At 68.5% G+C, this 12,368-nt stretch carries 11 protein-coding genes; 5 read left to right on the top strand and 6 right to left on the bottom strand.

The annotated features are described in order from the left end of the window. Window positions 1-177: 177 nt before the first annotated feature. Window positions 178-1,278, bottom strand: a complete 1,101-nt coding sequence (locus ACLML9_RS23935; protein ID WP_411947631.1) for an alcohol dehydrogenase catalytic domain-containing protein — start codon at window positions 1,276-1,278, stop codon at window positions 178-180. 137 nt (window positions 1,279-1,415) lie between these two features. On the opposite strand from ACLML9_RS23935, the gene ACLML9_RS23940 reads away from it, so the two are divergent. Continuing rightward, on the top strand, window positions 1,416-1,811 hold the full coding sequence (locus ACLML9_RS23940) for a VOC family protein (RefSeq protein WP_411947632.1): 396 nt from the start codon (window positions 1,416-1,418) through the stop codon (window positions 1,809-1,811). A gap of 2 nt (window positions 1,812-1,813) precedes the next feature. Here ACLML9_RS23940 and ACLML9_RS23945 read toward each other — a convergent pair whose 3' ends face one another. Then, window positions 1,814-3,013 (bottom strand): MFS transporter, encoded by a 1,200-nt coding sequence (locus tag ACLML9_RS23945; RefSeq protein ID WP_411947633.1) that lies wholly within the window; start codon window positions 3,011-3,013, stop codon window positions 1,814-1,816. Window positions 3,014-3,104: 91 nt separating this feature from the next. On the opposite strand from ACLML9_RS23945, the gene ACLML9_RS23950 reads away from it, so the two are divergent. Next, entirely contained in the window at window positions 3,105-3,443 is a 339-nt protein-coding gene (locus ACLML9_RS23950) for an ArsR/SmtB family transcription factor (RefSeq protein WP_411947634.1), read from the top strand. 94 nt (window positions 3,444-3,537) lie between these two features. Here the strand turns inward: ACLML9_RS23950 and ACLML9_RS23955 are convergent, their stop codons facing one another. From ACLML9_RS23955 to ACLML9_RS23970, 4 genes are all read right to left on the bottom strand, one after another. Then, the gene (locus tag ACLML9_RS23955; RefSeq protein ID WP_411947635.1) at window positions 3,538-4,953 is read right to left on the bottom strand and encodes a M16 family metallopeptidase; all 1,416 of its coding nucleotides are present in this window, start codon (window positions 4,951-4,953) and stop codon (window positions 3,538-3,540) included. Further along, complete coding sequence (locus ACLML9_RS23960) at window positions 4,928-7,225, bottom strand: polyribonucleotide nucleotidyltransferase (RefSeq protein ID WP_411947636.1); 2,298 nt, start codon at window positions 7,223-7,225, stop codon at window positions 4,928-4,930. The genes ACLML9_RS23955 and ACLML9_RS23960 overlap by 26 nt, the downstream gene beginning before the upstream one ends. Window positions 7,226-7,624: 399 nt before the next feature. Next, the gene (gene rpsO, locus ACLML9_RS23965) at window positions 7,625-7,894 is read right to left on the bottom strand and encodes a 30S ribosomal protein S15 (RefSeq protein WP_030521700.1); all 270 of its coding nucleotides are present in this window, start codon (window positions 7,892-7,894) and stop codon (window positions 7,625-7,627) included. 186 nt (window positions 7,895-8,080) lie between these two features. Continuing rightward, on the bottom strand, window positions 8,081-9,046 hold the full coding sequence (locus tag ACLML9_RS23970; protein WP_411947637.1) for a bifunctional riboflavin kinase/FAD synthetase: 966 nt from the start codon (window positions 9,044-9,046) through the stop codon (window positions 8,081-8,083). Window positions 9,047-9,318: 272 nt separating this feature from the next. Here ACLML9_RS23970 and ACLML9_RS23975 point away from each other — a divergent pair, with 272 nt between their 5' ends. The 3 genes from ACLML9_RS23975 (at window position 9,319) to ACLML9_RS23985 (ending at window position 12,119) form a co-directional block, all read left to right on the top strand. Then, the gene (locus tag ACLML9_RS23975) at window positions 9,319-10,062 is read left to right on the top strand and encodes a metal-dependent transcriptional regulator (protein WP_030521702.1); all 744 of its coding nucleotides are present in this window, start codon (window positions 9,319-9,321) and stop codon (window positions 10,060-10,062) included. A 251-nt stretch (window positions 10,063-10,313) separates the two neighbouring features. Continuing rightward, a complete protein-coding gene (locus ACLML9_RS23980; protein WP_411947638.1) occupies window positions 10,314-11,561 on the top strand; it encodes an aspartate aminotransferase family protein in 1,248 nt (415 codons plus the stop codon). Window positions 11,562-11,624: 63 nt separating this feature from the next. Continuing rightward, window positions 11,625-12,119: a DUF3830 family protein gene (locus ACLML9_RS23985; protein ID WP_063126629.1), complete on the top strand. Its 495-nt coding sequence runs from the start codon at window positions 11,625-11,627 to the stop codon at window positions 12,117-12,119. Window positions 12,120-12,368: the final 249 nt, after the last annotated feature.

A 12,368-nucleotide genomic window follows, 5' to 3' on the forward strand; every position in this document is an offset into this window, starting at 1 on the left:
CTTCCGATCGGGTCGAGGCCCCCTCGGTCCCGCCGTTCAGGCCTCGAGACTCGCGCTTCGCGCATGCACTTCGAGGCCTGAAGGCGGGACGGGCCTCGACCCTTCGAGGGCCGCGTAAGACTCGGCACCGGGTCTGCCGCGGGAGTAAGGACCCCGGGCGGGGCAGAGGAACGCAGCTCAGAAAACAATCACCTGGCGGAGGGCATGGCCGGCGGCGAGTTCGTCCATGGCACCGTTGATATCCGCCAGTCCGATCCGGGCGGAGATGAGTTTTTCCACCGGGAGGCTCCCCTCCCGCCACATCCGGACGTACTCGGGGATATCACGCGAGGGGACCGCCGAACCGAGATAGCTGCCGACGATCGAACGGCCCTGGGCCACCAAGCCCAGGGGTGAGATGGTCGCGCGGGCGTCGGGGGCGGGCAGGCCCACCGTCACGGTGACACCGCCGGGCGCAGTGGCCGCGACCGCGCTCTCGAAGGCCCGGGCGGAGCCGACCGCTTCGACGACGACTTCCGCCTGGACACCCCGGTCGGCGACTTCGGCGGGCGTGTACGCGCTCCCGGCCCCGAGTTCGCGGGCCAGCGCCAGTTTGTCCGGGACCGTGTCGACGGCGATCACCTCCTGGACACCCAGGGAGACCGCCACCAGGACGGCCGCCATACCCACGCCACCGAGGCCCACCACCATGACCCGGTCGGTCGCGGCGGGTTTCGCCGAGTTCAGCAGGGCACCGCCGCCGGTCAGGACCGCGCAGCCGAGCACGGCGGCGACTTCCGGCGGCACGTCGTCGTCCACCGGCACCACGGACCGCCGGTCCACCACCGCGTGGGTCGCGAACCCGGAGACCCCGAGATGGTGCTGTACTTCGGCGCCGTCGCGGTGCAGTCGGCGGCCGCCACCGAGCAGTTCGCCGGCGTTGTTGGCCGCGCTGCCGGGAATACACGGGGTCCGGCCGCCGGAAGCGCAACCGGCGCATTCGCCGCAGCGCGGCAGGAAGGTCATCGCGACCCGCCGCCCGACGGGCAGGTCTGCGCCGGGACCCGCTTGGACGACCTTGCCCGATGCTTCGTGTCCGAGCAGCATCGGTACCGGTCGCACACGGTTGCCGTCGACCACCGAGAGGTCGGAGTGGCAGAGGCCGGCGGCTTCGATGCGCACCAGGATCTCGCCGGGCCCCGGGTCGGCGAGCTCGAGCTCGCTGATGGTGATCGGCGCCGACTCGGCGTACGGCACCGGTGCGCCGATCCGTTCCAGGACTGCCCCACGAATTCTCATGGTCACCACGGTAGGCCGCGCTCGGGTTTCGATCATGATCCGGTTCGGACTATTCTCCTGTGGCGTGATGGTGCTCCCGTTGGCCGCCTTGTACCGAGCCCGGGGTCGGGACCATCACGACTCGAGGAGATATTCCTTTGTCCGTTCAGTTCAACCACACCATTGTCGGATGCCGTGACAACCGCGAATCGGCCGAATTCTGGGGCGATATCCTGGGCGTGGAACCGGGCGCCCCATGGGGCCATTTCATTCCACTTGTCACCGGCAACGGGGTCACGTTCGATTTCGCGAACGTTCCTCCGCATATCACCGCGATCCAGGGCCAGCACTACGCGTTCCTGGTCTCGGAGCAGGAGTTCGACGCCGCCTACGCCAAGATCCAGCGGTACGGTCTCGAGCACTGGGCCGACCCGCAGCAGAAAGCCGCGGGCGAGATCAACCACAACGACGGCGGGCGCGGCGTCTACTTCTTGGACCCCAGCGGTCACTACATGGAGTTGATCACCGTGCCCTACGGGGGATGGCCGGCATAGCCCTACCGGGTGCCGCGGCGCAATCCCAGCGTCGCGGCACCCAGGCACGCCACCGCGACGACGCCCACGAACCAGGGGAACACCGTATGCAGGCCCCAGGTGGTGGCGGCCCAGCCCGCGAGGACGGTCGGCAGCGCCATGGAGGTGTAGGCGAGCAGGTAGTAGGCCGACATGGTCTCGCCCCGCCGGTGTTCGGGCACCACATGGGAGAGGTGGCGCAGCGACCCGCCGAAGCCGAGGCCGAAGGTGGCACCGAGCAGAACACCGGCCGCCAGTACCGCGACCCAGTTGTGCGTACCCAGCGCGGGCACGGTCAGGACCAGGGCGACGGCCATTCCGATATCGCCGCCGACGGCCGCGCGCCGGGCCGGGATGGCGGTGGCGAACAACTGGACTAGCGCGGCCGCCGTCGCGGTCGCCGCCACCACGACCCCGCCGAAGACAAGATTGTGGATACCGGTCTGCTGCGCGGCCAGCGAGGGATACAGCGACAGCAGCACGCCGAGCACCGACCACGCGGCCATGACCCCCATCGCCGCGAACCAGAAGTCGGCGCGGATCTCGCGGGGTACGGCGGGCCGGGCGATACGGATCCGGCCGGCGACCCGCGCCGCGTGCGGTTCGCGTAATGCCAGTACCCCGGCGGTGACGAGCAGGCAGACAATGCTGATCACCACATACGGTGTGCGCAGCGGATGGGGGGCGTACTGGGCCAGCAGCGCCGAGCCCATGATGGCCACCGCCATACCCACATTGAACGCGACGCCGGTGAGCTGACCCGAGCGAGCGCCGCGATGCGGCCGCAGGTCGAGCAGCGCCGCCGCCCCGGCGACCACGGTGGCGCCGACGGCCATCCCGTGCAGGGCGCGGGCGAGCAGCAGCATGGGCACGGTATCGGCGAGTACGAACACCACCAGGCCGGCGATCATCACCGCGAACGCCCCGAGCAGGACGGGTTTGCGCCCGACCACATCGGAGATCCGGCCCGAGACGAGGACGGCGCCGAGGGCCGCGATCGCGTAGACCGCGAAGACGACGGTGGTGGTCAGCGGGGAGAGATGCCACTGCTGTTCGTAGAGACCGTAGAGCGGGGCCGGTACACCGGAGACCCCGAGCGCGACCCCCGTCGCACCGAGGACGAGACCGTAGGCCCAGGGTTGGATCGTTCTGTCGTCGGTGAGTACCGCCGCTGTCGCTGCCATGAGAACCCCGAAACAGGTAAGTTTGACGTTGATCGAACTGCATCGAGCCTAAACCTAGGTTCGATGATCATCAAACCCTAGCGAGTAGATCATGACGCAGACCACACCGACCACGGATACCCCGACCCCGGTGGCCCCGCTCCCTGTGGTGCTGGCCGCGCTCCAGGACCCCGTGCGCCTGGAAATGGTCCGCCGCCTGCACAACGCGGACGACGCCGTACGCTGCGCCGCCCTCTACGAAGTGATCAACAAATCGACCGCCACCCACCACTTCAAGGTGCTGCGCGAAGCCGGTGTCATCGAACGCCTGATGATCGACGGCCAGACCCATCAGCGACTGCGCACCGGCGACCTCGACCGGGCCCTGCCCGGCCTGCTGGACTCCATCGTCGGCGCCGCCAATCGCGCGGCCCCCCGCCGAGACGACTGACCGCCGAGCGGACGAGGCGGCCGGCTCGGCGACCCAGCGATACTGCCGCCTGAAGCACCGAACCGGGCGAGACCCGCTATTCGAGCCGAGTCGTTCAGCTCGCGGCGAGTCGGCGCACCGGCGCCGGGAGATCGCGGACCCGCTGATACGGCCCCGCCACCGACGCGGCGAACGGCCGGGACAGCAGCGCCGCCGCGACCTCGCCGACCTCCTCGGTGGTCACCGCGTCGATCCGGGCCAGCGTCTCGGACACACTGCGGTGGTTGCCGTAGCTGAGCTCACTGCGGCCGATCCGGTTCATCCGGGACGCCGAGTCCTCCAGACCCAGCACCAGCCCGCCGCGCAGCGAACCCTTGGCCCGGGCGCATTCGGCATCGGTGATACCGTCCGCGGCGATCTCCTCGAGCACCCCGCGGGCCAGCGTCGCCACCTCACCGAGATTCTCCGGCTGGCAGCCCAGGTACACCGAGAACGCGCCGGTATCGGCGAAGGTATCCACACTGGAGTACACCGAGTAGGCGAGCCCTCGTTCCTCCCGGATCCGCTGGAACAGCCGGGAACTCAGGCCGCCGCCGATCACCGTGTCGAGCACCGACAGCGGCCACCGCAGCTGTCCTTCGTGGCGGCCATAGGCCCGCACCCCGAACACCAGATGCGCCTGTTCGCTGTCCCGGTTGGACCAGGTCAGCCTCGGCTCGTCCCGGCTACGGAACCGGCCCTCGCGCCGCGGCGCGGGCAGCGCGCCGGGGTCGAGCCGGCCGGCGACCGCGCGATGTACCAGTTCCACGGTGTGCTCGTGCTCGATATTGCCCGCGACCGCGACGACCATCCGGTCGGGGGTGTAGCGGCGCTGATGAAAGGAACGCAGCTGGCTCGCGCGCATCCCCTCGATGGATTCCACCGAGCCGATGATCGGGCGGCCGATCGGGTGATCACCGAACAGCGCGGTGAGGAAGGCGTCACCGACGAGATCCTCCGGGTCGTCGTCGCGCATCGCGATCTCCTCCAGCACGACCTGCCGCTCCACATCGACATCGGCCGCCCGGCAGAGTCCGTTGAGCACCACATCGGTGACCAGATCCACCGCCAGGGGCAGATCCTCGTCCACCACGTGGGCGTAGTAGCAGGTCTGTTCCTTGGCGGTGAACGCGTTGAGTTCACCGCCGACGGCATCCATGGCCTCGGCGATATCCAGCGCCGAACGGCTCGGCGTGGCCTTGAACAGCAGGTGTTCCAGGAAATGCGCGGCACCGGCGACGGTCGGGCCCTCGTCGCGCGAGCCGACCCCCACCCATACGCCGACGGACGCCGAACGCACGCCGGGTACGTGCTCGGTCACCACGCGCAGACCACCCGGCAGGACGGTACGCCGTACTCCGTAGTCGATATCGACCGTTTCGCCGATCCGCCACGCCGATGACGAACCCCCCTGCCCACTCGGGCGCAGGGGGGCCGTCGTTTTCTGCTCCGTCACACGACCAGTACTACTCGGTCGCCGCCGCGTCCGCATCGGCGGGCGCTTCGTCGGCGGTCTCGTCGACGGGGATCAGCGAGATCTTGCCGCGGTTGTCGATATCGGCGATCTCCACGCGCAGTTTGTCGCCGACGTTCACCACGTCCTCGACCTTGGCCACGCGCTTGCCGTTGCCCAGCTTGGAGATGTGCACCAGGCCGTCCCGACCCGGCAGCAGCGAGACGAACGCACCGAAGGCGGTGGTCTTGACCACGGTGCCGAGGAACCGCTCGCCGACCTTGGGCAACTGCGGGTTGGCGATCGCGTTGATCGCGTCGATCGCCGCCTGCGCCGACGGGCCGTCGGTGGCCCCGACGAACACGGTGCCGTCGTCCTCGATGGAGATATTGGCGCCGGTGTCCTCGGTGATCTGGTTGATCATCTTGCCCTTGGGGCCGATGACCTCACCGATCTTGTCGACCGGGATCTTGATGGCGGTGACGCGCGGCGCGTACGGGCTCATCTCGTCCGGGGTGGCGATGGCCTCGGCCATCACATCCAGGATGGTGGTGCGGGCGTCGTGCGCCTGGCTCAGCGCACCGGCCAGCACCTGCGAGGGGATACCGTCCAGCTTGGTGTCGAGCTGCAGGGCGGTGACGAAACCCCGGGTGCCGGCGACCTTGAAGTCCATATCGCCGAAGGCGTCCTCGGCGCCGAGGATATCGGTCAGCGCCACATAGCGGACCTCCTGCGCGGCGGCCTCGTTGGTGACGGTGTCCGACACCAGGCCCATGGCGATACCCGCAACCGGCGCCTTCAGCGGCACACCGGCGTTGAGCAGCGACAGGGTCGAGGCGCAGACCGAACCCATCGAGGTCGAACCGTTGGAGCTCAACGCCTCCGACACCTGCCGGATCGCGTACGGGAACTCCTCCTGGCTCGGCAGCACCGGGATCAGCGCCCGCTCGGCCAGCGCGCCGTGGCCGATCTCGCGGCGCTTGGGCGAACCGACACGGCCGGTTTCACCGGTCGAGTACGGCGGGAAGTTGTAGTGGTGCATATAGCGCTTGGAGGTTTCCGGGCCGAGCGAATCGACCTGCTGCGCCATCTTGACCATATCGAGAGTGGTCACACCCATGATCTGGGTCTCGCCGCGCTCGAACAGCGCCGAACCGTGGGCCCGCGGCACCACGGCGACCTCGGCCGACAGCGCCCGGATATCGGCCAGACCGCGGCCGTCGATCCGGAAACCGTCGGTGAGAATGCGCTGCCGGACCAGCTTCTTGGTGACCGAGCGGAACGCGGCCCCCAGCTCCTTCTCCCGGCCCTCGAACGATTCGCCGAGGCGGGACAGCACCTCGAGTTTGATCTCGTCGATCTTCTCGTCGCGCTCCTGCTTGCCGACGATGCCCAGCGCCTCCGAGAGCGGCGCCTTCGCGGCGTCCTCGACGGCGGCGTACGCGTCGTCGGCATACGGCGGGAAGAGCGGGAATTCCTCGGTGGGCTTGGCCGCGAGCTCGGCCAGGTCCTGCTGCGCCCGGCACAGCCGCGCGATGAACGGCTTGGCGGCCTCGAGTCCCTCGGCGACCACGGCCTCGGTCGGCGCCTGCGCGCCACCGTCGATCAGCGCGATCACATTGTCGGTGGCTTCGGCCTCGACCATCATGATCGCCACATCACCGGTGTCGGTGACCCGGCCGGCCACGACCATATCGAAAACAGCCTTCTCCAGCTGCTCGACGGTCGGGAAGGCGACCCACTGGCCACCCGCGGCGGTACCCGCGGCCGGATCATTGATCAGGGCGACGCGCACGCCGCCGACCGGACCGGAGAACGGCAGGCCCGAGATCTGGGTGGACGCCGACGCCGCGTTGATGGCGACCACATCGTAGAGATCCTGGGGATCCAGGCTCAGCACGGTCACCACGACCTGGATCTCGTTGCGCAGGCCGTCGACGAACGACGGGCGCAGCGGCCGGTCGATCAGCCGGCAGGTGAGGATCGCGTCGGTGGAGGGACGGCCCTCACGGCGGAAGAACGAACCGGGGATCCGGCCCGCCGCGTACATCCGCTCCTCGACATCGACGGTCAGCGGGAAGAAGTCGAACTGGTCCTTGGGGTGCTTACCGGCGGTGGTCGCCGACAGCAGCATGGTCTCGTCGTCCAGGTAGGCGACGACCGATCCGGCGGCTTGTTTCGCGAGCCGGCCCGTCTCGAAGCGAACCGTGCGGGTGCCGAACGCGCCGTTGTCGATCAGCGCGACGGATTCGAAAACACCCGGTTCGACCTCGATGGCCGAGCTCTTCGAGCGTTCAATCGTTTCTGGCATTTCTCTGTTCTCAACCTCTCGTCTCGCCGGATACAGCGCCCGGTGGCGCGATCCGGCTGTGTCAGCCGTACCAGGTTCGAACGCGGCGCGTCGGCGGAACCGCGGTGACCGTCGGGGTCAGCGGTGGCCGTATTCGTGCTGCGGCGCGTACACCCGGCCGGGCTCCCCTTGGAGCCGGCGACGCGGAGGCGGTCATCGATCGAAGCTCTCCGGCGCATCACGTCCGGGCCGAAAAGCCACTACCGAAGACCGACGCCACGAGCGCGGGTGTGCACGGCTGGTTCTGTCGTTCCGTGCCCGGGAGACCCCCGGTACACGAAAATGCCGACGAGGCGATTGTATGCGCCCCGTCGGCATACGTGCCGCCCGGCTCATCGAACCGGGCGTGTTCAAGATCGATCAGCGCCGCAGGCCGAGCCGTTCGATCAGGCTGCGGTAGCGGTTGATGTCGTTGTTCTGCAGGTACTTCGACAGCCGCTTGCGGCGACCGATCAGCGCCATCAGCCCGTGGCGGGTGTGGTGATCGTGCTTGTGCACCTTCAGGTGCTCGGTGATATCGGAGATACGCTTGGTCAGCAGCGCGATCTGGGCCTCCGGCGAACCGGTGTCCGTCTCGTGCAGACCGTACTCCGCGAGAATGGTCTTCTTCTGCTCGGTGGTCAGCGCCATGGGGCATCCACTCCTGTTTCTCAGTTCCGCGCACAAGGACCCGGTGACCGCAGCACTCGATATTCGCCGACAGCGCATATCGTGTTGATCCGGCCGGATATCCGGGATGGGCGCCGCCGCGGACCGCAGCAGACCCGACGGGCGACTCTACCCGAGCCGTCACCGCCCGCCCGCGCCGGGCCGGGTTCAGCTTTCGGAACCGAGGATCTTGCGGGTCGCGGCCACATCCCGGCCCATGACCGCGACCAGTTCGTCGACCGAATCGAATTTCCGCATGCCGCGCAGATGGTCCACGAAATCCACGGCCACATGCTGCCCGTAGAGATCGGCCTCGCGGTCCAGGACATAGGCCTCGACCGTCCGGGCCCGGCCGGAGAAGGTGGGATTGGTACCGACCGAGATCGCGGCCATCACGGGCTCGCCGGGCGTCACGGTGCCGATGGTCGGCCCGGGGCCCAGCACGGTGAACCATCCCGCGTAGACCCCGTCGGCCGGGATGGCGGCATGCATGGGAGGTGCGACATTGGCCGTGGGAAAGCCCAGCGTGCGGCCGCGGCCGTCGCCGCGCACCACCACACCCTCGACCCGGTGCGGACGGCCCAGCGCCTCGGCGGCGGCGGCCATATCGCCGGCGTCGACACAGGCGCGGATATAGGTGGAGGAGAAGGTGACGGCATGCTCGCCCAGCAAGGTCACGCCGTCGACCTCGAACCCGAACCGGCCGCCGAGTTCGCGCATGGTGTCCACGGTGCCCGCGGCCTTCTTGCCGAAGGTGAAATTGTCGCCGACCACCACTTCGCTGACGTGCAACCGCTCCACGAGCAGGTCGTGCACGTACTCGCCCGGGGTGAGCTTCATGAAGTCGTGGGTGAAGGGCATGACACAGAAGACATCGACGCCCAGCTCCTCGGCGAGTTCGGCGCGCCGGGTGAGCGTGGTGAGCTGCGCCGGATGGGAACCGGGCCGGATCACCTCCATGGGGTGCGGATCGAAAGTCATCAGTACCGCCGGGACATCACGGGCGGCAGCGGACTTCACCGCCCGGCTGATCAACTGCGCGTGTCCGCGATGAACACCGTCGAACACGCCGATCGTGAGAACGCACCGCCCCCAGTCCGCGGGTACGTCGTCGAGACTTCGCCACCTCTGCACAGACGCCAAGCCTACGCAAACATGCGGCCGTACCGTATTCGGGTGCGACCGGTGTTCGACTGCGCAACACCCGGGCGAACACCGGGTTTCCCGGAGACGGTGCAAAATGCGTACCTCCGCATCCGCTCCGGCCGTGCGCGTCCACATGCCGGCAACCACACCCCACCACCCCCCGAACCAGAACCTCGGCGTACCTCCGCATCCGCTCCGGCCGTGCGCGGACTGCGGATGGGCTACGCCCACCAGCGCCATCTAGGTGTATCGCCCCGGAAATGCTTAAGCTCGTGATTGTGCCCGGAAAACGAGATATCGCCACCCGACGGGACCTCGCCGACGCCGGGGAATCGGTCGCTCCGGGACTGTCGTCGGTGGCCCAGGACTATTTGAAAGTCATCTGGACCGCCCAGGAGTGGTCGCAGGAGCGGGTGAGTACCAAACTGCTCGCCGAGCGGATCGGCGTCTCCGCCTCCACGGTCTCGGAGGCCGTGCGCAAATTATCGGACCAGGGCCTGGTCGAGCACGCCCGGTACGGCTCCATCACCCTGACCGAGGACGGCCGCCGCGCCGCCATCGATATGGTGCGCCGGCACCGTTTGATCGAAACCTTCCTGGTGAGCGAGCTGGGTTACGGCTGGGACGAGGTGCACGACGAGGCGGAGATCCTCGAACACGCGGTCTCGGATCTGCTGATGGCCCGGATCGACGCGAAACTCGGGTTTCCCGACCGGGATCCACACGGCGACCCGATCCCGTCGGTGGACGGGGCGGTGCCCACGCCGCCCGCGCGCCGGTTGAGCGATTTCGAGGCCGGCGAGTCGGGCCGGGTGGCCCGTATCTCCGATTCCGATCCGGAGATGCTGCGGTATTTCGATTCGGTGGGTATCGCCCTGGACACCGTGATCGTCGTGGTGGAGCGGCGAGATTTCGCGGGCACCATCGCGGTGCGGATCGGGCGCGAGGAATCCCTGACCGATCTGGGCAGTATCGCCGCCGAGGCCATCTGGCTGCGGGAATGAGCCCGGGCCCGCCACGATCGGAGCGGACGGCCGGGGCACGCACCTAACGCACCGCCGCGCGACACGTGGGCGACGACAGGCCGGCCGAACGGATACATCGACGACCCGCACGGCGTGAACCATTGCCGCGGGCAGTGCCGACGTGCTATTCATATTGTCAACAATCCGACAATTTCCGAGTGGCTTCCACTCGGCTTCGCACACCCGTCGGTCCGGCGCGCCGCACCGACTGTCCCGGGAGGCGGAACACCATGGCCGAACTTTCCCCGATCCTGAAGCAGGCCACACCGGTCACCGTCGATCACGGCGCCGGCTGCTATCTCTACGATGTCGACGGCCGCCGGTTTCTCGACTTCACCGCCGGTATCGGCGTCACCAGCACCGGCCACTGCCATCCCCGGGTCGTCGCGGCGGCGCAGGAGCAGATCGGCAAGCTGATCCACGGGCAGTACACCACCGTGATGCACCGGCCGATGCTGGAACTGACCGAACGCCTGGGCACCGTGCTGCCCGCGGGCCTCGACTCGGTGTTCTACGCCAACTCCGGCAGTGAAGCCGTCGAAGCGGCGCTGCGGCTGGCCCGCCAGGCCACCGGCCGGCCCAATGTGATCGTCTTCCACGGCGGTTTCCACGGCCGCACCGTCGCCGCCGCCACCATGACCACCTCCGGCACCCGCTTCTCCGCCGGTTTCAGCCCCCTGATGTCGGGCGTACACGTGGCGCCCTTCCCCACCGCCTTCCGGTACGGCTGGGCCGAGGCCGAGGCCACCGCCTTCGCGCTGCGCGAACTCGACTACCTCTTCGCCACCCTCACCTCCCCCGCGGAAACAGCCGCGTTCATCGTGGAGCCCGTACTCGGCGAGGGCGGCTACATCCCCGGCAACCGCGAGTTCTTCCACGGCCTGCGCGAACGCGCCGACCGCTACGGCATCCTGTTGATCTTCGACGAGATCCAGACCGGCTTCGGCCGCACCGGCAAGTTCTTCGGCCACCAGCATTTCGACGTCCACCCCGATGTGATCACCATGGCGAAGGGGCTGGCCAGCGGCTTCCCCATCTCCGGGATCGCCGCTTCGGCAGAGTTGATGAGTAAGGCGTGGCCCGGATCGCAGGGCGGCACCTACGGCGGTAACGCTGTGGCCTGCGCGGCCGCCCTGGCCACCCTGGACGTGATCGAATCGGAAGGGCTGGTCGAGAACGCGGCGGTCCGCGGTGAACAGCTGCTGGCCGGTGTGCGCGCGGCCGACACGAAAGCCGTCGGCGACGTCCGGGGCCTCGGCCTGCTGGTGGGTTCGGAGTTCATCACCCCCGACGGCACCCCGGACCGGGAAACCGCCACCGCCGCACAGCAGCTGGCCGCCCCCAAGGGCCTGTTGCTACTGACCTGCGGCGCCCATATGAACGTGGTGCGGATGATCCCGCCGCTCATCGTCTCCGAGGCCCAGATCGACGACGCCCTGACCATCTGGTCCGAGGTCCTCGCCGAACTGGGCAGCTGACCCACCTCGCGAAACCTCCGGCAACGTCGCCGACCCCACCCGTACGACGCCCAGGACGGATCGATGGCCCGCTACCTCACGATCACCCTCACCAAGACCGGACTCACCTGCCGCGCCCGCCTGCTCGACGACGAAGCGCCGCGCACCTGCGCCGCGGTATGGGAGGCCCTCCCCCAGGAAGGGGATGCCTTCCACGCCAAGTACGCCCGCAACGAGCTGTATACGCTGGTGCCCCGTATCCCCGGCGCCCCGCACCGGGAGAACCCCACGGTCACCCCGATCCCGGGTGACGTCTGCCTGTTCGACTTCGAACCTTGGGAGATCGGCAATCCCGCCTACGGGTACGAACCGGGGTCGACCGCCCACCACGAGCAGGGCGCCACCGATCTCGCCCTGTTCTACGGCCGCAACAACCTGCTCATCAACGGCGATCTGGGCTGGGTGCCCGGCAATGTCTTCGCCACCATCGAGGAGGGACTGCCGGAACTGGCCGCCGTCTGCAACACGCTGTGGCTGCACGGCGTCGCCGGGGAAACGCTCGCCTTCGCCCGGGCCTGAAAACAGCACACAAAGGTCGGTGAAAGTGGGCCGACCCGCGACGGCGAAAAGCGGGCCGGCTCACGACCGCGGAGAGGCGGACCGGACCCTATGAGGTGGGTACACGACACCGGCACGCGATAGCCGAGATGCGGGCCTGCTCGTGAAGGTGCTGTGTTTTTGGCGCGCCTCCGGCGCGCGGGCTCGGAAGAGCACACCTCAGAACACCAGTAAAATCCTATAACAACGCGGATGGCGGGAGCTGCGGTG

The sequence above is a fragment of the Nocardia sp. NPDC002869 genome (genome assembly GCF_046764065.1).
Classification (GTDB): Bacteria; Actinomycetota; Actinomycetes; order Mycobacteriales; family Mycobacteriaceae; genus Nocardia; species Nocardia rhamnosiphila.